The following is a 22486-nucleotide window of genomic DNA, read 5'->3' on the forward strand; positions in this document are numbered from 1 at the left end:
GATTTTTCACGCTCCAGGAGGCTCAAGACCCTGTTTGTAAGTGTGGCGCAAGGAACAGGGGGGTATAACGGGGTGAGATGACCCACTCCTGTCCCCTGCCCCTGCTCAGCCGAGGCCAGCACCTGTGACTGCCCTGCTGCTGGCGGCTCTGTTCGTGGTGGGCCTGCTGCTGCTGGTCCGCTTCCCGGAGCGCGCCCTGAACGTCCTGGCCACCTTGCTGGGACTGGGTCTGGTGGTGACCCTGGTGTTGCTGGCACATAGCGGCGCGGCGCAGGGCAGTCCCTGGACCGCCGCGCTGGACCGGGCACAGGGCGCACTGGGCGTGCTGGCCGTGATCGTGGGCGGCAGCCTGATTTCGCTCCGTCAGTCCTCCTCCCTGCCCGCGCAGCCCGCGCGCCGCAAGGAAATCAAGATGCCCAGCGGCAAGCCCACGCGGGTCTCGCGCGCCCCTACCCTGACGCGCCGCAGCACGCTGTCGGCCACCAAGGCGGACCTCAGATTCCAGGATTACGAGGTCATGGACCGTATCGGCATCGGCGGGATGGGCAGTGTGTACCGCGCCAGGCGCAACAGCGACGGGCGCATCGTGGCCCTGAAAGTGCCGCAGGAAAAGTATCTGGCCGACGCCAAATTCGTCAAACGCTTTTACCGCGAGGCCGAAGTTCTCAAGAGATTCAACCACCCCAACATCGTGCGGGTCTACGACTACCGCATGCAGGACCCCGAGCATTACATCGCCATGGAATTCCTGGACGGTGACAGCCTGGAAGCCCTACTGGAAGACAGCACCCTGGGCTTTAACGAGTCGGTGCAGGTGATCCGTGCCCTGGCCGACGCGCTGCGCCATATCCACATGCAGAACGTGGTTCACCGCGACATCAAACCCGGCAACGTGATGATGCTCAAGAACGCCTTTCAAGGCGGCCAACTGCGTGAAGGCGGCGTCAAGCTGATGGACTTCGGTATCGCGGTGGGCAAGGTCCTGACCCGCCTGACCATGACGGGCGCGCGGGTGGGTACCCCGATCTACATGGCCCCCGAACAGGCCAAGGGCAACCGCGTGGACGCCCGCAGCGACGTGTACTCCCTGGGCCTGCTGGCCTACGAGATGGTCAGTGGCCAGACCGCCTTTCGGGGCAGTTACGAGGCTGTGGTGCATCAGCAGGTCTTCGAATCTCCCAAGCCGCCCAAGCAGGTGCGGCTGGAAGTGCCGGGCCGCCTGAACGACCTGATCCTGAACATGATCGAGAAGGACCCGGCGCAGCGTCCCACCCTGGACGAGGTGATCACCCGCATTGACGCAGGGGTTCTAAGTGATGAGGTTTTCGGCGATCCGCTGGCCCTGGCCATGAGCGTGCAAGAAAAACGCGGCACCGTGCGTCTGCTGGACCTGCACGGCAAGCTGCGTGCCAGCCTGTGCGATCAGGGCGGCAGTACGGCACAGGGCCTGCCCAGCGTGCCCAATGCCCTGGCTGGGGACGCGGAAGGCAACCTGTACGTGACCTTGCAGGAATACCGCCAGGGCAAGTCGGGCGCGCTGGTCCGCAAGCTGGACCCACAGGGCCAGGAACTGCTGTCCTTCGGCCCCTACGGCTTGGGCGAGGGTGAACTGCTGCAACCGCTGGACATCGCCTTTACCCAGGGCCACATCTACGTGTTGGACGGCGAGGCGCACCATATCGTCGTGTACAACACTGCCGGACAGTTCGTGCGCCGCTTCGGCGGGCGTGGGCAGGGTCTCGGCCGCTTCGACAAGCCGCGCCGCATGGTGGCCTCGCCGGACGGGCACCTGTACGTGCTGGACACGGGCAACAACGAGGTCCAGAAGTTTACCGCGCAGGGCGAGTACCTCAGCCGCTATGCCTTCCGGCTGGACCGCCACAGCGAGGGCCTGCGCACGCTGGAGGGCTTGGGCGTGGACCGCCACGGCGCGGTGTACATCGTGGACGGCGTGGCCCGCAAACTGCGCAAGATCGAGGCCGACGGCACCCCCGGCGTGACCTTCTCGCTGGACACCCTGGTGGGCGAACCCACCGAGGCCCCGTGGCTGATCAGTGTGGGACCGGAGGGCCAGATTTATGCCGTGCGCCAGGGCGGGCAGGTGTTGCGGACCATTTCCAGTGCGGGCGATCCCATCTCCAGCCGCGACATGTACGCCCCGGTGCAGGCCATGACGCTGCTGGACCGCCCCCACTCCGGCGTAGGCCAGCCCCAGCCCGGCAAGTCAGTGGCTGAAAGGCTCAGCCCTGCTCAGCCCGGCGAAGACAAGGCCACCTCAGCGCAACTCGGCCCTCAGGCTGCCGCCAGCCTCTGAACAGTGATGATCTGGACACTGGTCAGAGGCGCGGCTTCCCGGGCCGATCCCGTAACCTTTGTGGCCTCATCTGGCGGGGCAATTCTCTGGCGAGATGCTCTAGCATCTGAGTCACCCATGTCCTCATTGCCGCTGCTGACCCTCTACATCCGAACTGGTTGCCACCTGTGCGAGCAGGCCGAGGAGAATCTGGCGCGGCTGGAGTTCCGGGTCCAGTTGCTGGATGTGGACACGAACGCCGAATGGCGGCAGCAATATGGTGACGATGTGCCCGTGCTGGCCCTGGGCGAACAGGTGCTGGCGCGCGGCGTTCTGAGTCCGGGCCGCCTGGGCATGATCAAACTGCAATTGCTGCGCGCCGCAGAACCGCCCACCTCTGAGCGCCCCGAAGCTTGAACGACACTGGTGCAGGCAGGTCCGTTGGGAAATCCGGCTGCAATCCTGGGGAGACGGCTGGCTGGACAGATTTCGTGCGCCGACTTTCTGGTCTTCCTGGTTCAGTGGGCGACTGCCGACACTGCGCCCAGGCCATCCACCCGTGCCAGTTCAGTGTCGATGGCTGCGTCCAGCAGGCGGCGCACTGCCGGGTAAGGTTCGCTGGCGCTGGCCCCGGACGCCATGACGTGGCCGCCGCCGCCCAGTGCCACCGCGATGTTCTGCGCGCTGACCCCACCGCGTGAGCGCATCGACAGTTTGACCCGCTCCCCAAAGTCCTTGATCATCACCGCAAGGTCCGCGCCCTCAGAGTTGCGCAGCAGGCCCACGTAGGACTCGACGTCTTCCCAGGTGGCCCCGGCCCGCGTCAGCATGGCGTCGTCCACGCGGGCCAGCACCACCCGGCCATCACGCGTGAATTCCATGGTGTCCAGCACCTCGCGCAGCAGCAGGTAGTAGGCGCGCGGGTTCTGGCCCATGGAATCGTTGATCCAGCCCAGCCGCGCGCCGTGTTCCAGCAGTCGGGCGGCGCACTCGAAGGTTTCTGGTGTGACGCTGTCGAATTTGAAGCTGCCTGTGTCGGTGATCAGGCCAAGCATCAGCGGCGTGGCAATCCCCTCGGTCCAGGTGATGTCCAGTTCATCCAGCACGTCGGCCACCAGCATCACTGCCGCCGGTTTGCCCGGATCGATCAGCCCCGCCGTGGCTCGCCGCTGGTTGGTGCCGTGGTGATCAATGTTGACCACCTGACCGGAAAACTGCCGCAGGTCCGCGCCTGCCACCCGGTCCGGGTCGTTGTTGTCCACGTCCACCACCACGGCCAGCGCACCCTCCGGCCAGTCTGTGAGCGGCGTGCTGGTTTCTCCGGGTTCAGGCAGGAAACGCAGGTAGCGCGGCACGTTCATCGGGGCGATCACGGTCTTGCCCAGATCCCGTAAGGCCCGAGTCAGGCCCAGCAGACTGCCCAGGGCGTCGCCGTCTGGATTCTCATGCGAGAGAACGACCACCGGCCCGTCGTGGGCGCGCAGCAGGGCCGCGACTTGCCTGACCTCCTGCTGATACTGATGATTGTCCCCATTAGAAATCTTCACGCCTGGACTATAACGACTCCAAATTAGAGAAATGTTGAGCGCATGTGTTTTGCATGGACGGTGGTAAATGAATTCGACTAGATCGTTCCAGCCGTAGAGGATAGCGTTTCTGTCGATTATCCGGGGTGTGAAGGGTCCAGAATGATTGTGTGAGTCCAGGCGAATTTTCAAATGCCAGGTCATGCACCGCCCCTCTCACCCATTGGGATGCGTGCAGGTCTGAACAGAGTGGGGTTGTCCGTGCGCCGGGTGCGTCACAATCGCAGACGTGAATGAATCTGTTCTGCCCGCCCGCCATGTCGCCTTCGATTGGGGAGGCGTGTTTACCGTCGGCACCTTCGATGGGCGCAGCACCCAGAACGTGGCGGACCACAGCGGCGTGCCCGTCGAGCGTGTTCGGGACAGTTACTTTCGGCATGTTCGGCAACTGGAAGTGGGCGCGTGGACCCTGGATCACTTCTGGTCTGTGTTGCAGGAAGAAACTGGCGTCATACTGCCTTACGCCGACTTCGAGGCGCTGTATCTGGGCAGCATTGCCGATCACGCGCCGATGTACGCCACTCTGGCCGCCCTGCCGGAAGGCGTACGCGTGGGCCTGCTGAGCAACAACTATCCGGTGGTCAGTGACCATCTGCGTGCCGATCCTCGGTTTGCCCGTTTCGATGCGCTGGTCTTTAGCAACGAGCTGGGCCACAAGAAGCCTGCCCCCGAAGCTTTCGCGGCCCTGGAAGCGGCGATGGAATTGCCCGCTGCCCAGACCGCCTTCGTGGACGACGTGCAGGAGAACATTGACGCCGCCAACGCCGCTGGATTCCACGGCATCCTGTACCACCACGAGGCGCACGCGGCGTTCGAGCGTGAGCTGGCGCATTGGCTGAAGTCGGGCGAGACGCAAAGCTGACGCCCGGCCTTTCTCCCCGCCTCTCCTGTGGAGCTTCATAAGTTCATATGGAGAGGTTTTTTGCGCTGGGTTGATTGAGCTGTTTCCAGGCTCTGTGGGCGCATTGAGTCGAGTGGTTTACCTGCCAGGGTGGTTTACCCCACCCCATCACAGGTAAACCGCCTCTCTGGCGTGCCTGCGTCCCGCACACTGTCTTCACAGCACCACAAGGAAACACATTCTTCCCACCCAGCCACCTCTCCCAGATGGGACGGGGACCGCCTTCCATACCCCCAGGAGAACCGACATGACCCAGCCCCAGAATGGACAGCCACACAGCCCGCGCACGCCCGCCGAGATTCTGGAAAAAACATGGCAGACCGAGGACCGCTGGAAGGGGATCAAGCGTAATTACGGGGCAGAGGAAGTCGTCAAGTTGCGCGGCAGCCTGCCCATCGAGTTCACCCTGGCGCGGCACGGCGCGAACAAGCTGTGGCGCATGATGAAGGACGAGCCGTTCGTGAACGCGCTGGGCGCATTGACGGGGAATCAGGCCATGCAGCAGGTCAAGGCGGGCCTCAAGGCGATCTATCTGAGCGGCTGGCAGGTGGCCGGGGACGCCAACAACGCCGGGCAGATGTACCCCGATCAGAGCCTGTACCCCGCCTCCAGCGTGCCAGATGTCGTGAAGCGCATCAACAACACCCTGCGCCGCGCCGACCAGATTCAGACCAGCGAGGGCAGAGGCGATATCGACTACTTCGCGCCCATCGTGGCCGACGCTGAAGCAGGGTTTGGTGGTCCTCTGAACGCCTTTGAGCTGATGAAGGCCATGATTGAGGCCGGGGCGGCAGGGGTGCATTTCGAGGACCAACTGGCCTCCGAGAAGAAGTGCGGGCATCTGGGCGGCAAGGTGCTGGTGCCCACATCGCAGTTCATCCGCACGTTGAACGCCGCGCGACTCGCCGCCGACGTGAGCGGTGTCCCCACGGTCCTGATCGCCCGCACCGACGCCGACGCCGCCAACCTGCTGACCAGCGATATCGACGACAATGACAGGCCGTTCTGCACCGGGGAGCGCACCCCGGAAGGCTTTTACTTCGTCAAGCCCGGCATCGAGCAGGCCATTTCCCGCGCCCTGGCCTACGCCCCCTATGCCGACGTGATCTGGTGCGAGACCAGCGTGCCGAATCTGGAGGACGCGCGCAAATTCGCAGAGGCAGTCCACGCCGAGTTCCCCGGCAAGCTGTTGGCCTACAACTGCTCGCCCTCGTTCAACTGGAAAAAGAATCTGGACGACGAGACGATTGCCAAGTTTCAGGTGGAGCTGGGGAAGATGGGCTACAAGTTCCAGTTCATCACGCTGGCGGGGTTCCACAGCCTGAACCACGCGATGTTCGAGCTGGCACACGGTTACGCCCGCAACCAGATGGTCAGCTTCGTGGAGTTGCAGGAGAAAGAATTTGCGGCCCAGGAACGCGGTTTCACCGCAGTCAAGCACCAGCGTGAGGTGGGAACAGGTTATTTTGACGCCGTGTCTAACGCCGCCGCTGGGGGCCAGAGCAGCACCAACGCCCTGGCCGGAAGCACCGAGGCCCAGCAGTTCGGGGTGCGGGAGCTGGCAGGCGCACACGACTGAGCTTTAGCAGTTGCAATCAGAAGGGGGAGCCGAAATTCTGGCTCCCCTTTTTGCTGTACTCGTTTTACATGCTTGAAAAGAAGCGGCTCTGAGCGCGAAAATCGCTCCTCAACTCCCCTCTCTCCTCCACACCCCTTCGCGCTCCAGCACCGCGCAGCCGCCGACGTGGACGGCCATGACCGCGTCGCCATGCATTTCTACTTCCACTTCTACCTCTCCGGGGGTGCCCAGCGCGTGGCCCTGATAGATGATGCCGCAGGCCCGTCCGGCACGCATGGGCAGGCGGCCCCCGTGTGCCAACAGGGCCATCAACGCGCCGCCCGCGCTGCCAGTCACCGGGTCCTCAGGAATGCCCAGCGCCGGGGCAAAGTCGCGCGCCGCGAAACGGTTGACGCCCATCGGGGCGTAGGCGTAGACGCTGCCCACGTCCAGTGCCCCGCTGAGCAGGGCAATCCGCTCCAGATCGGGTTCCAGCGCGTCCAGAATCACCGGGTCCAGTAACGGCACGAAAACGCTCCACAGGCCCGTGCTGGCGGCGGCCAGCGGCAGACCTCTGTGGATCATGCGGGGGTCGATGCCCAGCGCCTCGGCCAGTTCGGCGCGCAGTTGGGTGGCCACAGGGCGAATTTCGTGTCGCTGCTGGCGCATCCAGACCTGATGGGGCACGCCCGCCTCGCTGATCAGTTGCAGGGGCACGCGGCCCGCCAGGGTTTCCAGCTCCAGCGCCCCGCCGCGCCAGTGTCCGGCCTGGGCCAGCATCAGCCCCAGCGCCAGCGTGGCGTGGCCGCAGAACTCCACCTCCTGCGTGGGCGTGAAGTAGCGCACCTGCACGGCTGAGCGGCCCGTGTGGGTCACAGACATGCGGGTCACGAAGACGGTTTCGGGCGCACCCAGGAAGGCGGCCAGTTCGCGCATCTCGGCCTCGCTCAGCCCGGCGGCGTCCAGCACCACGCCCGCGCGGTTGCCCTGGCCCGGCGTGCTGGTGAAGGCGCTGACCTCGCTGTAAGCGATCATGCGGATCAATTTAGCGTGCCCGGCTACGAAAAGAGGGAGATAGGTGCCAAATGGCCTGGGCAGCATGGGGTTGAGGACGCTCTGTTCTTCGTGATCCCTGGGTCACAAAAAAGCGCGGCACGCCTGGGAAGCCCTTCCCACCGCGCACCGCACCTCCTTGCTCCAGCCCTTACTTCAGGCTGGCCAGCGTCTTTTTCGCGTCATCCAGATCGCGCTTCTGCCAGAAGGTGTCGGCGGGCATGGCGATGGCCTTTTGCAGTTCGGCGGCGGCCTCGGGCTTGCGCTTCTGGAGGATCAGGGCATTGGCGTATTCGATGTGGTGGACGGCCACGTTCGGCTCCAGCGCGAACGCCTTCTCGAAGTTGGGGGCAATCTGATTCTTGTCGGCCCCGGTGGCGCGGCGGGCGATAAAGCCCTTCTCATCCAGGTTGGCGTGCCACAGGCCCAGCGCCACATAGGCTCCGGCCAGTTTGGGGTTGAGTTTAATGGCCTGATCCAGATTCTTCTTCATGTCCCCGGCCAGCCCCAGGCTTTGCAGGATGCCCGAGAACTGCGCCAGACGGCCCTGTGCGCGGGCCAGCTCGAAGTAGGCGTCGGCGTTGTTCTTGTCCTTGGCAATGGCGCTGCTGGCATAACCCTGCGCCTTCTGGAACAGCGCTTTTTTCTGGGCATCGGGCACCATTCCGGCCCCGGCGGTGGTGGCCTCGGCGGCCAGGGCCAGGCCCGCACTGGTGTTCAGGGCGGCGGCAGAGGCGGCGGCTTCCTGCCATTTGCCCGAATCGTAGAGGGCCTGGGCGGCTCCCTGGTTCTGGGCAGAGGCGGTGGGGGCCACGAGGGCGGCGGTCAGGGCGAGGGTCAGCATGGGTTTACGCATAGGGGTTCTCCAGAAGGGGCCATGTTCATGGCCGGAAAGAGGATTGGATTGAAGGCTGTGCCGAGTATACACAGCCGTGTGCCGGGTTGCTGATGTAGGCGTCAGGAACGCTGCCCTGGCCCTTTTCTGCACCGGGTCTATTTTGCGCCCGTGGGTGCTACCCTGGGAACCATCGTGGATTACAAGGCGGTGCTGGCTGATCTGCGCGCCCACCTGCCCCCGGAAGCAGGCGGCGGGGGTGTGGCGGTGCGGCGCGGCAGCCTGCGCTGGCTGGAAACCCAGATGCGGGCGCGTGGGGCCGGGGGCACGGCGGTGCGGAACATCATCTACCGCGACATCGGTACCGTGGCGGACCGGGAAATCCTGCGTGCCATCCTGACTGAGCTGGCGGCTGAGACGGGCCGTCCATTGCCCGAAACCCCGCTGGTCTCCTTATCTTCCCCTCCACCCGCTGAACTGGAACTGCTGGGCCGCAGCAAGAAGCGGGCCTACCGCCAATTCCTGGCCGGGGTGTGGGCAGGCCGCGCGCCCCGACTGATCGTGACTGGCCGGGCTGGAGCGGGCAAGACCGTGCTGCTGGACAGTCTGGACGCGGCTTTACGTGAGGGCGGACTTCCGGTCAAGCGGCTGTTTCTGTCTGGTGAGGCCAGCGAATTGCTGGGGCTTGAAGTCGCGCCTGGCACAGCCTACTCGCAGCTCGCGGCGGCGCAGATGGAGGCCGCGCGCCGTCAGCTTCCGGCGTTCGGCACGCTGCTGGTGCGCGTGACCGATGATCTGCGCTTCGCGGGTGGCCCGCCCCGCAGCGCCGACGGTTCGGTGGTGTCCCCGGCACGCTGGGCCGCCGAACACCTGCTGCGTGCCGCACCGTCAGGGCTGGCCGTGCTGCTGGCCCTGGAAAAGATTTCAGCCGATGGTCTCGGCCTGCCGCTCCCCGAGACCATCACCCTGCATCCGCCTACCCCCGCCGAGGCGCGCGGCTACCTGATGGCCCGTCTGGGCATTGCCCGTGCGGAGGCCGATTCACTGGTGGCCGAAACCGGACGCCATCTGGACCGCCTGAGTCTGCTGGTGCGCCTGCGCGGAGGCCAGACGGACGCGGACGCGCCGGACCTGCTGACAGACCCCGACATCCGGCGGCTGGCTGGGGCGACGGCGGCACTCAATCTGAGTTCAGTCCATTCTTCCGTCCTTCCCTGGCCACCCGAACTGCTGCGGGCCGCGCTGGGCACTGAATTCCGGCAATGGCCGCCCCATGCCCGCGCCCTGCTGGCCGGTTCGGACGCGCTGGGCTGGACCCCCACCCCTGCCCTGCGCACCGCCTGGAATGTGCTGGAAGCGGAAGACCGCACCGCCGCGCTGCGCCGACTGGCCGGGCTGACCTTTGAAGGGGGGCGTCCCGTTCGACTGGCCGCGCTGGCCGCCCTGAAGGACTGGGCGGCGCTGGCGGCCCACATTCACGCGCAACCCGACGACGCCCGCTGGCTGCCGCCGCTGTGGCCGTCCATCCGCCACGGCGCGGCAGGGGAGACCCGCGACGATCTGGCAGGGGCGGTGGTCCGCCACCACGCGGGCCGGGGCGACTACCATGATTCGGGGCTGCGCGACGCCCTGTTCACGCTGCTGGAGGCCACACGCCCCCCGGTGCGGGCCTGGGCGCGGGTCAAGCTGGCCGAGAGCAGCCTGGAAGCCGGGAACATGGCGGCGGCGGCAGAGCAACTGGCCCACCCGGAGGTGTCCGTCCTCCTTTCCTCCGCCCTGCCCGTGCATGACCCCTGGGCGGTCACGGCCTGCGCCGACGCGCTGCTGGTGCAGGCGGCCCTGGCCCGCTGGGCGGGTGATCTGGAGACTGCCACCCGCGCCGTCATGGACCCGCGTGCGGCAGTGGGTGGCCCCCGCGCGGGGCTGTGGCGCGGATTGATCGCCAAGGATGCCGGACGCTGGGAAGAGGCGCTGGCGGCGCTGGCCTCGGTGCCGCCTTCCAGCCCGCTGCTCTCCGCGCGTGCCCGCTATCAGGAAGGCGATCTGCGCCTGCGCCTGGGCCAGCCCGCTGCCGCACTGGCGGCCCTGCGCGACGCCGTGATCAGGCTGGAAACGGCGGGGGCCGCCCAGGAGGAACGCGCCCGCGTGCTGGCTCGCAGTGCCACCGCCCTGCGCCGCTTGGGGCTGGTGCAAGAGGCCCAGGCCACACTGAACCGCGCCCTGGCCCTGCTGCCCCCCGATCCGCGCCGCCACGCCGATGGGGTGCCCCGCGCCCGCCTGCTCTCGGAGGGGATTCCGCTGCTGCTGGCACTGGGTCGCCCGAACGACGCCCTGGCGGCCTCGGCCCAGGCGCTGGCCCTGCTGACAGGCCGCAGCGCCCGGCCCGCAGAGGTCCAGTACCGTCAGCGCCGCACCCACTACCGCGTGGCCCTGGCATACCTGACGCGCGGGCTGGGCGGCGCATATCTGCAACCTCTGCTCGGCCCGCTGCGGGATCACCCTGATTTGCAGCAGGCCCGCACGCTGCTGGACGGCCTGATTGGGGAGGCCACGTCCGGAAGTGACCGCGACAGCATCCTGCTGTTCGACATGCACCTCAGCCGCGCGCTGGCCGAACCCCACCCGGCGGCGGCGCTGGACTGCGTGGCCCGCGCCCTGGCCCTGGCCGCCCACCCCTACGAGGAGGCCCAGGCCCGCGCCATGCGCGCCGAGGTCCAGTGGCGCGCGGGCCGTCCTGCCGAGGCTCTGGCCGATCTGAACCGCGCCCACGCCCTGCTGCGCCGCGTGCAACCGGGACTGGACGACCTGCCCGATCCTGGCTTGCAGGCGCAACTGCTGACGCTGGAAGCCGCCCTGACCATCGGTGACGGCCCACAGACGATCCGTTGGCTGCGCGCCGCGCTGGCGGACCCGGCGCTGGCTCCCTTCCGCGTGGGCGTGTGGCGGGCGCTGGGGCGGGTGCTGGAAGCTGGAGGAGACGCGTGGCCTCTGCTTCATACGCTGCACGGCCCGCGCGCCGAAGCCCTGGCCCATCTGCGCCCCGGCGACGCCCTGTGGTTGCTGGAAGGGGATGGGGGCGAATCTCCACCTGGGCCGTCTCTCCCGTGAGATCGAACATCTCCTGGGTCTGCTGACGATCTGATTTTACGGCGCGGCTCAGGGCTTTCCGCGCTGCGCCGCCCGCAGATTGAAACCGCGCCCCTCACGCCTCCCACCTGCGGGGGCTTACGCTGGGGTGTGCCTTTTCACCGCTTTCCGCGTGCGCTGTTTCCGGCGTTGCTGCTCGCCCTGTCCGTGGCGGGGGCCAGCCCAGCCACCGATCTGTTCCAGTCGGCCACGCAGCAGGTTACGCGGGAGTATTACGGCTGGTCCACGGCGGATTTAAAGGCGCTGAGCGAGAAATATGACGCCCTGCTGCGCGTGCGGTGTTCGGACCAGGGTGAGGCGTGTTCCTATGCTACGGGCCGTGATGTCCTGACCGATCTGTTCAAGGAATTTGGCGACGCCCACACCAACGTCCGTGACCCGGAGGGGGCCGAGCGGCTGCGCGAGGTCACGCAGGATCTGGCAGTCCAGCGCACCGGAGCGCGGCTGGCACGCGCCGAGGGCGGCCTGCTGGTGGTCTCGATCATCCCCGGTAGCCCCGCCGAGGCCGATGGCCTGCGCGTCTTCGATCTGGTCACCACCGTCAATGGCGAGGCGGCAGGCAAACGCGGCGGCGAGAACGCGCCCATTGGCCCCAATGAATTTATCCGGCTGGAGCGGGCAGCCGAGCCTATCCGTGTGACCGTCCGGCGGCCCGCCAGCCCGGAACTGACCCTCAGCCTCAGCACCCAGCCCCTGCTTGCGCGCGACGTGCCCACGTTGTCCTGGACGGGTGTGGATGGCAAGGTAGCGGTGATCTCGTATCCCTCTTTCCTGCCCAGCGACGCCTCTCAACTGTTCCTGGCGCGGTTGAAGGAAGCGCAGGCGGCGGGAGCGCGTGAGCTGATCGTGGACCTGCGCTACAACGGCGGCGGCAGCCTGACCGAGTGTGTGGCCGCCGCCAGCGTCTTTGCCCCGGTGGAGTACAAATCCCAGACCCGCTCCAACGGCAGGCTGTCCACCTACAGCTTTACCGGTGTCAACGGCACACGCGGCAATTTCCTGAACATGAAGACCATCCCGCCCGGCAGCGCCGTCTGGAAGGGGCCAGTGGCCGTGCTGGTGGGGCCGAATACCGCCTCGTGCGCCGAGGTCTTTACCTACTACGCGCAGCGGGCCGGGGCCATCGCCGTGGGTGAGAAGACGCGCGGTGTGGGCAACAGCGGCGTGGTCTTCGATCCGCTTCCCGACGGCGGCGTGGTCTCGGTGACGGTGCTGCGTGCCTTCAACGAGAAGGGTGAGGCGTTGCCCGACACCATCACGCCCGACGTGCTGGCCCCCGGCGACATCGTGGCACTGACCGAACAGGGCCGGGATGTGACGCTGGAGGCCGCTCTGCAAGCACTGGCGGCGCAGGCGGCAAGGTGAGGATGTCTGGGAGTTTGAACATTTAAAGGCCGGAAGGCTCCAGTGGGAACTGCCTCTCGACTGAGCCGTGCAGAATGCTGGAGCGGGGATGGAGGGTATGCTCGCTCCTGTGACGGTTCATTTTCCCCCGCCCCCTTCCGAGCGGCAGATTCGACTGGCCCTCGCGGGCGTGCTGCTGACCGTGTTTCTGTGGGGCGCGAACGTGGTGGCCCTGAAAGCCGTGCTGGGGGTCCTGAACGCTGAGACCACCAACACCGCGCGTGTGCTGACGTCTGGGACGGTGCTGGTTACGCTGGCGGTGCGTGCCCACGGCTGGCCGCGCTGGGACGCCCGGACCTGGCTGACGGTGGCGGGGGTAGGGCTGCTGGGCAACACGCTGTTTCAGGCGTTCTTCCTGACCGGAATCCAGATGAACCCGGCGGGTGTGGCGGGGCTGGTCAACGGGCTGGTGCCCGTGCTGGTGCTGCCGCTGGGATTGCTCCTGGGCCAGAGCTTTACCCGCCGTCAGGGGGCAGGCGTGGCCGTGGCTTTCGCCGGGCTGCTGGGCCTGCTGGCGCTGACCCGCGTACCGGGGATGTCGGTCACGCCCACGGGATTGTTGTGGCTGCTGGCCGCCGGGGCGGTCTGGGCGCTGTACACGCTGTTTAACCGTCCGCTGTCAGTGCGGCTGGGTACACTGCCTTTCGTGGCCTTCAGTCTGGCGCTGGGCAGCATTCCCTACCTGCTGTACGCCCTGCCCCATCTGCAATTCGCGGGCTTGAAAGGCACAGGCGTGCCAGCAGCGGCGTGGCTGGGCATTGCCTTCAGTGCGCTGGGGGCCAATGTCGTTGCTTATCTGGCCTGGGCGAGTGGGGCGCAGGTGCTGGGGGCGGCCCGCACCAGCGTGTGGCAGGCACTGGCCCCAGTGATCGCCCTGACCCTCAGTGCCGCGCTGCTACATGAGCGGCTGCCCGCCAGTGTGTGGGGCATGGCTGGGGTCATTCTGGTGGGGGCGACGCTGGCCAATTGGCCAGAACCGGGCGGGGTCAGAAAGCCGCCTGTGGAGAGCGGGATTCGGGGTGACGACGAAAAATCCCCGCCCCTTCATTGAGGTAGGGGGAAAGGCTCAGTCCACGGTCAGCGCGGTCTGGCCCCGTCCAGATACACGGATAACAGTGCCCGTGCCGTGCCCTGCGGATCGGCGGGCGGCGTTCCCGTGACCAGCGGGTAGATCAGGGCCAGAAAGGCCCGCGTCAGCATCTGCGGCGGCATGTCCGTACGCAGTTCCCCGCGTGCCGAGGCCCCCTCGAACAGGGCGCTCAGGCCACCCATCCAGACCCGGCGGTACTCGTTCTCAAAGCTTTTGCGGCGTTCCGGCGAGACATGCCGCAACTCGGAGGCCAGTTGCAGGCCCACGCGCTGTTCAGGGGCGCTGTCTACCAGTTCGCTGACCAGCGTGTCCAGTTGCGCCGACAGGCCACTCTGGGCCGAGGCATGTTCGATCAGCCGCGCCAGCCCGGCCAGCGCGCCGTCCAGCATCGCCAGGAACAGCGATTCCTTATCGGCGTAGTGGTGGTACAGCGCGGGTTTGGTCACGCCCACCGCCTCGGCCACCTCGCGCATGGAGACGCCGTGGTAGCCGCTTGCCACGAACAGCCGCGCCGCCTCCTGCCCGATCCGGGTGCGGGTGGTTTCTGGGGTGGGGGCGGCGGCGGGGGGCAGTGGGACGGTCACGCCCCGCATGATACCCGGCGGTCCGGGTCAGAGGACAGGATGGATTGAGGTGGTCAGGCACGCTCCCGCGAAAGCTCCTCTTCTTCGGATATGCGCCAATCAGATGGCTTCCCTCAAGGGAGCCGGGAACGCGCTGCTGGCCGGGCAATTTTGCGTCTTGAGGGGTGGACTCGCAGAGCTGAGAAGCAAAGGGGTCAACCTAAACCCGCTGCTGTCAAGGCACTCTCAAACCAGAAAAAGGCCCGGACACTTAACGCATCCGGGTCTTCCTCAATCCGACTTCAGAACTTCAGGGGCTTAAGCCTGGGTGTCCTCGGTCTTGGTGTCGTTGCTGGTGTCAGCGGATTCGGCGTTGGCCGTTTCCGTCGTGGCAACGTCGTCCTTCTTGTCGCTGCTCAGACCGAACTGCGCGAACAGATCGGCGTACACGTCGCCCAGCTTGGTGCTGATCTTACCGCCCTGAGAGGCGTCCTTGGCGTTGTAGTTGTAGTCGGCACCGCCGCCACGTCCACCACGTCCACCGCCGCCTGCACGTCCGCCGCCGGGTGCGCCGCCGTAACGGTCACTGCGGCTCCCGCCGCCCTGGCTGACGTAATCACGCTGTCCAGCACCGCCCGCAGCGGGGGGTGCGCCTCCGCCCAGGAAGCGGCGACGGCTCAGGCTGGCGCGCTGCTCGACGGGATCGATGTTCAGGATCATGGCTTCGATTTCGTCGCCCTTCTTGAACAGGTCCGCCGGGTTGTTGACGCGCGCGGTATCGAGTTCGCTGATGTGAATCAGGCCCTCGATCCCTTCCTCAATCTCCATAAACACGCCGAAATCGGTCATGCCAGTGATCTTGCCCTTGACTGGCGTACCGGGTGGGTAGCGGTCAGGCAAGGCACTCCAGGGATCGTCGGTGGTCTGACGAATGCCCAGGCTGATGCGGCGGTCCTTGGGATCAATCCGCAGGATGACGGCTTCAACCTCGTCGCCTTCCTTCATGACCTCATTGGGATGACGCACGCGCTTGGTCCAGCTCATCTCGGAGACGTGGACCAGACCTTCCAGACCAGATTCCAGTTCCACGAAGGCCCCGAAGTTGGTGAGGTTGGTGATCTTGCCCTTGACGCGCTGGCCGACGCTGTAGCGGTCAATCGCACCTTCCCAGGGATCCTGGGTCAGCGACTTCATGGACAGGTTGATACGCTCACGGCCCTCGTCCACGTCGATGACCTGAACCTGGACCTTGTCGCCCACCGTGACCACGTCGCGGGGATGATTGAAGCGCCCGTAGGTCAGCTCGCTGCGGTGAACCAGACCATCGATGCCGCCGAGGTTGACGAATACGCCGAAATCGGTGATCTCGACCACTTCGCCCTCGAACTGCGCGCCGGGTTCCAGTTGGCCGACCGTTTCTTCACGGGCCTTGGCCTTCTGGGCTTCCATGATGGCGCGGTGGCTGATGATCACGCGGTTGCGCTTGCGGTTCAGCTCGATCAGCTTGACCATCAGCGGCTTTTCCACGTAGGGATCCAGATCGTTGACCCGGCGGGTATCGACCTGAGACGCGGGCAGGAACGCACGGATGCCCTCGACCTGGGCCACCAGACCGCCGCGCACCTTTTCCAGCACCTGGACTTCAAAGGCCTCGTCGGCCTCCTGCATCTTTTCCAGCACGCGCCAGCCCTTGTCCTGATCGGCCCGTTTCTTGCTCAGCACGATCTGGCTGTTGGCCATATCCACGCGCACCACGTACGCCTCGATCTGTTCGCCGGGCTTGTACATGGCCTGGGCCTCTTCCAGCGTCATCGGTTCATCGCCGAGCTGGTTGAGGGGAATGATGCCCTCGACCTTCGAGCCGATGTCCACGGCGATGCCTTCCTGGCCGATGAACACGATCTGGCCGTCCACGATGTCCCCGCGCGTGACGCTCTGGGGTTCCTGCGCCTCGCTGGCGAGGATGTCCTCCATGGTCATGGCCGGGTATTCGCGTTCCTCGGGAGCAACGGGGACGCTGCTCTGCTGGGGGGCGGCCTGAGCGGCTGGGGCCTGGGCTGCTGGGGCCTGCTGTTCCGGGGTCTGGGCCTCGGAAGCCTGCGCTTCAGGAGCCTGGGTCTCGGTGCTGGTGGTTTCCACGTCACTGGCGGCAGTGGTGATGTCTGCTGCCTGGGTGTCGGTGGCCGTCTCATTGCCCGCCTGGGGCTGAGTCCCGTTTTGTGTCACGGGGGTCTGGGTGTTGTCTTCCATGAACTCCTGTCCTCCTGGGCTGGCAGAACTTCGTCTGACAGCCAGCTTCTGTAAACTGCTGCCGTGCGTCCTTCGGCCTGCTTCCGCCGAAAACTTAATTCAGCGGGGGGAGACACGGGCGCTACGGCGCGGCAACGTCTATCAGTGTACCAGAGTCGGCGTGCGGGCAGCAAGCACGCTCTGAACGCGGTCCATTCATTTCTGACGGAACGCTGAAGACGGCCTCCCAGCACGCGGACACTCTTGGGCGCTTGACGCTTCCTGAACTGCCCGCTATACTTCCTGACGCCTTCCCACATGGGAGTGCCGTTCCCGCTTTTGTGCTGGGGCATCGTCTAATGGCAGGACAACAGTCTCTGACACTGTCGATCAAGGTTCGAGTCCTTGTGCCCCAACCAGAATCATTTGAAAGCCCCCGCTTCTGGCGGGGTTTTTCTTTGTCGGCTTGTCGGGTGTTGTGCCTGACACTGACCAGTACGCCGGAATTCCATCCTTCTTTCCGCATGAATGCTTTCGGCAGCGATTCCAAAGCGCCTTTCCATTACACTCGGGGGCAATGACTCAGCAGACTCCTCCGCAGTGGTACAAGAGCGCCGTCTTTTACGAGCTGTCCGTTCGCACTTTCGCGGACGGCAACGGCGACGGCAAGGGCGATTTTCCCGGCTTGACCGGCAAGCTGGATTACCTGCGGACCCTGGGCGTCGATTGCCTGTGGCTGCTGCCCTTTTACCCCAGTCCGCTGCGCGATGACGGCTATGATGTGGCCGATTACACGGGCATTCACCCGGACCTGGGAACCATCGAGGACTTCCAGTTCTTCCTGGCCGAGGCGCATTCGCGTGGGCTGCGCGTGATCGCCGATCTGGTGACCAACCACACCTCTGACGCGCATCCCTGGTTCCAGGCGGCGCGGCGCGGCCCCACCCTGCCCGACGGCAGCCCCAATGAATACCACGATTACTACGTCTGGAGCGACACCGCCACCGAGTACGCCGGGGCGCGCATCATCTTCACCGATACCGAGACCAGCAACTGGACGCGCGACGAGGTCTGCGGGCGCTACTACTGGCACCGTTTCTTCTCACACCAGCCGGACCTGAATTTCGACAATCCAAAGGTGATTGAGGAGATTCTGGACGCCGGGCGTTTCTGGCTCAACACGGGTCTGGACGGTTTCCGTGTGGACGCCGTGCCGTATCTGATCGAGCGCGAGGACACCAACTGCGAGAACCTGCCCGAGACGCACGAGATTCTGAAGAAGATGCGCCGCATGGTGGACGCCGAATACCCTGGCCGCCTGCTGCTGGCCGAGGCTAACCAGTGGCCCGAGGACGTGGCGCAGTACTTCGGCACCGAGGAAGACCCCGAGTTTCACATGTGCTTCAATTTCCCGGTGATGCCCCGCCTGTACATGAGCCTCAAAAAGGAGGACACCACCAGCATCCGCGAGATCATGGGCCGTCTGCCGGAGATTCCGTCGTTTGGGCAGTGGGCCACCTTCTTGCGCAACCATGACGAGCTAACGCTGGAGATGGTGGACGACGACGAACGCGCCTTCATGTACGCGGCGTACTCGCCTGACACGCGCATGCGGATCAACGTGGGCATCCGCCGCCGCCTGGCCCCGCTGCTGAACAACGAGCGCCGCCGCATTGAGCTACTCAACAGCGTGTTGCTGGCCCTGCCCGGCAGCCCGATCCTGTATTACGGCGACGAGATCGGCATGGGCGACGATCTGGGTCTGGCAGACCGCAACGGCGTGCGGACCCCGATGCAGTGGAACGCGGGCATCAGCGGCGGGTTTTCCACCGCCTGGCCGTCCGACTGCTTCTTCCCGCCGATCAGCGATCCGGTCTACGGCTACCAGCGCGTCAACGTGCAGTCCCAGGAGCGCGATCCGGGCAGCCTGCTCCAGTGGACCTCCCGCCAGTTGGAGGTCCGCCGCCAGCACCCGGCCTTTGCCCACGGCGATCTGAAATTCGTGGACACCGACAACGCCTCCATTCTGGCCTTTACCCGCAGCCACGACAATGAGACGCTGTTGATCGTGTGTAATTTCGGAGCCAATGCCCAGGCCACCACGCTTGATTTGAGCGAGCATGTGGGCCGCACGCCCGTGACGCTGTCTGGCGCGAGTCCCTTTCCGCCTGTGACTGAGGGACCATACACCATCATCATGGGCCGTCACGATTATTACTGGCTGCGGCTGAACTGATGTCATACGGATTCTGTCTGTAACGCTTACAAAACGGGAAAGCGCCAGTTTGCCAACTCCACGCTCGGAACCCGCCTCTCTCATTCTCTCTGTCTTGTCCAGAGCAGCGCCCATGACTGGTACAGCTCGCAGAGAGGACGCTTGGACGCCTGCTCGAATGTTCACCGTTTTTGCAAACCGGTTCAATCGGAGTCCGTATCAGTCAGGGCGGGCTGAACATCTGGTAGACGAGGGCCACAGTCTGGGTGATGAGCGTTTATTTACCCTGAGCCGCGACTTCGGACTTGTGCTGAAGCTGGCCCAGCGCCATCACATTGAACAGCCGTATGCAGTAGACCTCGCCCAGCGGCGTGTGAATGAGGGCTTTCCCGCTGATCTGGATCATTTGGCGCTGAGCTGGGCCGCCGCCGAGAACAGGTCTTCCAGGTGCCAGGTATAGACGATCTGCCCGTTTTTGATCTGGTGAATATCGATGGCCCGGAAGCTGATTTTTTTGCCATTGGGAGCCACGCCCAAAAAGTCGCTGACTGGCGTACCACTGATAACGCTGCGAACCACCACGCGGTCTCCCGAAGCGGTAATGTCCATATTTTCAACGTGCAAATCCGGCATGGTGGCGCGGAAATAGTGAATCACGGGCGTGAATCCGGCAGGGCCGAGCGCCTGACCGGGTTGCAAGGCGTCGTCCACCCAATCTTTGGTCAGGATGCGGCTGTAGACGCTGACATCTCCGGTATTGAACGGCAGATAAAACTGACGGGCCAGCACCACATTTTGCTGCGCGGCGCGGGAGTCGGCGTGAATGCTGGGCGCGGTGGGTGCGCCGCTGCCTCCCGCCGAAGCAAGGCCGGAAAAGCTCAGAACGGTCATCAGACTCAGGGCAGCTAGTTGTTTGAGAGTGGTCATGATGGGTCTCCCTTGAGAAAGAAAGTGTTGAAGAGAGGGCATTGAAAGCGGCGTTATTCGGGTGCGCCGACTGGACGAATCAAAAGTTCGTTCACATCCACATGGGCGGGCTGAGACGTGGCGTACAACACGGCGCGGGCCACGTCATCGGGTTGAAGGTTCGGCGCGGCGTTGGGGTCAGCGTCCGAAAATCCGGTGGCGACTCGGCCCGGCTCCACGAGGGTCACGCGCACGCCGCTGCCGATCAGCTCGCGGCGAATGACTTCGGCCAGTCCGGTCACGGCCCATTTGGTGGCTGAATACAGTTCGCCAGCCATCGCCACCCGCCCCAGCACCGAACCCGTGAGCAGCAAGTGGCCGCGTGATTTGATCAGTTCCGGCAAACACAGCCGCGCCGTGAAGGCCGCGCCCAGTACGTTGGTCAGCACCATTTCGCGCCACTCGTCGGGGGTGTCGCTAGTCACCAGAGACGTTGAGCCGCTGAGCAGTCCCGCGTTGGCAAAAGCCACATCCAGAGCGCCAAAATGCTGCACGGTGGCGGTGACGGCGGCGCTCATTTCGTTCCAATCCGAGACATCTGCTCCCAGACACAGCACCTGCTGCGGATCAAGGTCTTGCACCACGCTCAGCAGGCGCTCGGTGTTGCGGGCGATCAGGGCAACCCGGTGGCCCGCTTGCACCACTTGACGGGCGGTGGCGGCCCCGATGCCTGAAGATGCCCCAGTGATCAGCCAAGTGTTTGGTGGTGTGGCGCTCATCCTTGCGCTCCAAACCATGCTGCGATCTCGGTGCTGGCGGCGGCAATCGTCATCGGATCGTCGTAAAACTGAAACTGCACCTGATCGCCCAGCCAGACAAGTTTTTTATCCGTGCTGGCGATATTTTCAAAAATCTGGCGCGGAATCTGGGGGCCGCTGGCCGCACCACTGGCGTGAATCATCAGGGTGGGCAAAGTCAGTTGAGCCGCGTCAGGGCGCACATCATGGCTCCAGATCAGTTCCTCGCTCATGGCGGTCAGGCGGTTTTCCCACAGTCCTTTGTAGGCCAGCGCCACGTGCCTGCCACGGTGTTCCCACGGTAAATACCACGCGGCGATGGCCGGACTCAGCAGCAGGGCGTCGGGTGCGTTGACGACGGGGATGTATTCGGCCTCGCCGCTTTTTTCAAAGGCTTGGCGGGCGGTGCGTCCCTTCTCAATCCGCTGCTCAACCTGCTCTGGCCCGCCCAGATAGAGCGCCGCCACTTCAGGCGTCAGGTAATGTCCGGCCACCAGGGCCAGCGCCCTCACGCGGGGGTCTTGGGCGGCCTGCACCATCCAGTTGACGCCCTGACACACGCCCAGCAACGACAGCCGCTCGGCGTCAACATCACTTCGCGCTGCCAGCATCTCCAGCGCGGCCTGCACGTCTTCCACCTTGGCTGCGCCGTTCTCAAAGCGCCTTGGCCTTCCCTGACTTTCGCCGTGAAAACGCGGATCAAACACCAATGCTGCGTAGCCCGCCCGCGCCAGATTCGCCGCGTAGTGGGTGGGCGCTTGTTCCTTGACGAAGGCCACTGGGCCGAGAATCACCACGGCAGGATGCGGGCCAGCCGTCTGTGGCAAGTGCAACTGGCCGACGAGTTGAGCGCCCCGACTCTGGAACAGCACCCGCTCCATGCTCATATGACGTAACCCGTGTTGAGGTGTTTATCTGTATCGCTCAAGCAAACCTGTTTCATGTCAACAGGCTAGATGTATTTACTTTTTTAAGCCATTTCCAAATCCGCCGAGAATATGGCAAAATCCGCGAATGATCACACTCCCGACTGAAGCCGTAACCTTGCAGCGTTTCGCCGGAGCGCAGGACGTGTTTTTTGAAGTCTTTGAGGGCTTCACCTTGCTCGGTCATGAAGCGCAGGCGCGGCCCCACCGTCACGCTTACCACGAGGTGCTGTGGATTGAGAGCGGTCTCGGTCAGCACAGCGTGGACGGCGTGCGGGTCGAACTCAGCCCGCAGACCTTGAGCGTCATCACGGCGGGGCAGACGCATGAATTTCACCATGTTCAGGAAGTCAACGGGGCGCTGCTGTGCTTGGAGCCGGAGCTGTGGCGGGCCGCGCCGATCCTGAGCCACGCGCCTGCGGATTGGGCCATCTGGCGCTCAATTTGGCAGGTGCTGGGAAGTGAATATGCCCGCAGCACCCAGCATCTGCCCCACGCCCTGCGCGAGAGTCTGGCGCTGGCCCTGCGCCTCCTGGAACGCGAACAAATACCTGCCGCACCCGACAGAGCAGCGTCCAGGCTGGCCCGTTTTCAAGCCCTCCTGGAACATCACTTCCGCACCGAACATGAAGTGGCGTTTTATGCCGCCCAGCTTCATTGCACGTCAGATCAACTCAGCCGCGAGGTGCGGGTCAGTCTGGGCCACAGCGCCAAAAATGCCATTCAGCAGCGCCTGATGCTGGAAGCCCAGCGCCTGCTGCGACTCAGTTCGCTGCCTGTCGGTCAGGTGGCGGAGCGCCTCGGCTACCGCGACGTGTTCAGCTTCAGCCGCGCTTTTCGGAGTGGGGTGGGCGTTTCGCCGCAGGGGTTCCGGCGCCCACCGTCCGTTGGCACAAGCTGAAGACCCCCACACTCGCCGAACCACACAAAACAGATGGCGAGGAATTCCCCAGCCATCTGCTTTCCGTCGTCTGAAATTAAGG

The 22486-nt window shown here is 64.9% G+C and carries 18 protein-coding genes and 1 tRNA gene; 10 read left to right on the top strand and 9 right to left on the bottom strand.

All coding sequences use genetic code 11. From position 1 onward, the window contains the following. Positions 1–124 precede the first annotated feature (124 nt). Positions 125–2314, top strand: coding sequence for a protein kinase (locus DAAJ005_RS06160; RefSeq protein ID WP_151846344.1), 2190 nt, complete (start codon positions 125–127; stop codon positions 2312–2314). Positions 2315–2431: 117 nt separating this feature from the next. Next, entirely contained in the window at positions 2432–2710 is a 279-nt protein-coding gene (locus tag DAAJ005_RS06165) for a glutaredoxin family protein (protein WP_151846345.1), read from the top strand. Positions 2711–2811: 101 nt separating this feature from the next. Here DAAJ005_RS06165 and DAAJ005_RS06170 read toward each other — a convergent pair whose 3' ends face one another. Beyond that, positions 2812–3840: a bifunctional oligoribonuclease/PAP phosphatase NrnA gene (locus tag DAAJ005_RS06170; protein ID WP_226342596.1), complete on the bottom strand. Its 1029-nt coding sequence runs from the start codon at positions 3838–3840 to the stop codon at positions 2812–2814. A 268-nt stretch (positions 3841–4108) separates the two neighbouring features. Between DAAJ005_RS06170 and DAAJ005_RS06175 the strand changes: the two genes are divergently transcribed. Both DAAJ005_RS06175 and aceA read left to right on the top strand, forming a co-directional pair. Continuing rightward, a complete protein-coding gene (locus DAAJ005_RS06175) occupies positions 4109–4741 on the top strand; it encodes an HAD family phosphatase (protein ID WP_151846347.1) in 633 nt (210 codons plus the stop codon). A 286-nt stretch (positions 4742–5027) separates the two neighbouring features. Further along, positions 5028–6359 (top strand): isocitrate lyase, encoded by a 1332-nt coding sequence (aceA, locus tag DAAJ005_RS06180; RefSeq protein WP_151846348.1) that lies wholly within the window; start codon positions 5028–5030, stop codon positions 6357–6359. Positions 6360–6467: 108 nt separating this feature from the next. On the opposite strand, the gene DAAJ005_RS06185 is transcribed toward aceA, so the two are convergent. Both DAAJ005_RS06185 and DAAJ005_RS06190 read right to left on the bottom strand, forming a co-directional pair. Continuing rightward, a complete protein-coding gene (locus DAAJ005_RS06185) occupies positions 6468–7373 on the bottom strand; it encodes a PhzF family phenazine biosynthesis isomerase (protein WP_151846349.1) in 906 nt (301 codons plus the stop codon). A 169-nt stretch (positions 7374–7542) separates the two neighbouring features. After that, positions 7543–8247 (bottom strand): hypothetical protein, encoded by a 705-nt coding sequence (locus tag DAAJ005_RS06190; protein ID WP_151846350.1) that lies wholly within the window; start codon positions 8245–8247, stop codon positions 7543–7545. A gap of 150 nt (positions 8248–8397) precedes the next feature. Between DAAJ005_RS06190 and DAAJ005_RS06195 the strand changes: the two genes are divergently transcribed. The 3 genes from DAAJ005_RS06195 (at position 8398) to DAAJ005_RS06205 (ending at position 13828) form a co-directional block, all read left to right on the top strand. Continuing rightward, positions 8398–11334, top strand: coding sequence for a tetratricopeptide repeat protein (locus tag DAAJ005_RS06195; protein WP_226342597.1), 2937 nt, complete (start codon positions 8398–8400; stop codon positions 11332–11334). Positions 11335–11463: 129 nt separating this feature from the next. After that, positions 11464–12738 carry a S41 family peptidase gene (locus DAAJ005_RS06200; RefSeq protein WP_226342598.1) on the top strand — a complete coding sequence of 425 codons (1275 nt, stop codon included), beginning with the start codon at positions 11464–11466 and terminating at the stop codon, positions 12736–12738. A gap of 97 nt (positions 12739–12835) precedes the next feature. Then, positions 12836–13828: a DMT family transporter gene (locus DAAJ005_RS06205; RefSeq protein WP_226342599.1), complete on the top strand. Its 993-nt coding sequence runs from the start codon at positions 12836–12838 to the stop codon at positions 13826–13828. A gap of 26 nt (positions 13829–13854) precedes the next feature. On the opposite strand, the gene DAAJ005_RS06210 is transcribed toward DAAJ005_RS06205, so the two are convergent. Both DAAJ005_RS06210 and DAAJ005_RS06215 read right to left on the bottom strand, forming a co-directional pair. Then, complete coding sequence (locus DAAJ005_RS06210; protein WP_370519776.1) at positions 13855–14451, bottom strand: TetR/AcrR family transcriptional regulator; 597 nt, start codon at positions 14449–14451, stop codon at positions 13855–13857. 297 nt (positions 14452–14748) lie between these two features. Next, positions 14749–16680, bottom strand: a complete 1932-nt coding sequence (locus DAAJ005_RS06215) for a 30S ribosomal protein S1 (protein WP_151846352.1) — start codon at positions 16678–16680, stop codon at positions 14749–14751. Between the two features lie 324 nt (positions 16681–17004). Here DAAJ005_RS06215 and DAAJ005_RS06220 point away from each other — a divergent pair. After that, positions 17005–17078 (top strand) — tRNA-Gln (locus DAAJ005_RS06220). Between the two features lie 158 nt (positions 17079–17236). Then, the gene (gene treS / locus DAAJ005_RS06225; protein ID WP_151846353.1) at positions 17237–18895 is read left to right on the top strand and encodes a maltose alpha-D-glucosyltransferase; all 1659 of its coding nucleotides are present in this window, start codon (positions 17237–17239) and stop codon (positions 18893–18895) included. A gap of 256 nt (positions 18896–19151) precedes the next feature. Here the strand turns inward: treS and DAAJ005_RS19280 are convergent, their stop codons facing one another. From DAAJ005_RS19280 to DAAJ005_RS06240, 4 genes are read right to left on the bottom strand one after another with little or no spacing between them, the layout of a single operon-like run. Then, on the bottom strand, positions 19152–19280 hold the full coding sequence (locus DAAJ005_RS19280) for a hypothetical protein (RefSeq protein ID WP_255448051.1): 129 nt from the start codon (positions 19278–19280) through the stop codon (positions 19152–19154). After that, positions 19277–19801 carry an ester cyclase gene (locus DAAJ005_RS06230; RefSeq protein ID WP_226342600.1) on the bottom strand — a complete coding sequence of 175 codons (525 nt, stop codon included), beginning with the start codon at positions 19799–19801 and terminating at the stop codon, positions 19277–19279. Before DAAJ005_RS06230 ends, DAAJ005_RS19280 begins: the two co-directional genes overlap by 4 nt. A 53-nt stretch (positions 19802–19854) precedes the next feature. Continuing rightward, a complete protein-coding gene (locus DAAJ005_RS06235; protein ID WP_151846354.1) occupies positions 19855–20559 on the bottom strand; it encodes an SDR family oxidoreductase in 705 nt (234 codons plus the stop codon). Next, the gene (locus tag DAAJ005_RS06240; RefSeq protein ID WP_151846355.1) at positions 20556–21464 is read right to left on the bottom strand and encodes an alpha/beta hydrolase; all 909 of its coding nucleotides are present in this window, start codon (positions 21462–21464) and stop codon (positions 20556–20558) included. The genes DAAJ005_RS06235 and DAAJ005_RS06240 overlap by 4 nt, the downstream gene beginning before the upstream one ends. A 127-nt stretch (positions 21465–21591) precedes the next feature. Between DAAJ005_RS06240 and DAAJ005_RS06245 the strand changes: the two genes are divergently transcribed. Next, positions 21592–22404 (top strand): AraC family transcriptional regulator, encoded by an 813-nt coding sequence (locus tag DAAJ005_RS06245; protein ID WP_151846356.1) that lies wholly within the window; start codon positions 21592–21594, stop codon positions 22402–22404. Positions 22405–22486 lie beyond the last annotated feature (82 nt).

The sequence above is a fragment of the Deinococcus sp. AJ005 genome, from assembly GCF_009017495.1.
In the GTDB taxonomy this organism is placed as follows: domain Bacteria; phylum Deinococcota; class Deinococci; order Deinococcales; family Deinococcaceae; genus Deinococcus.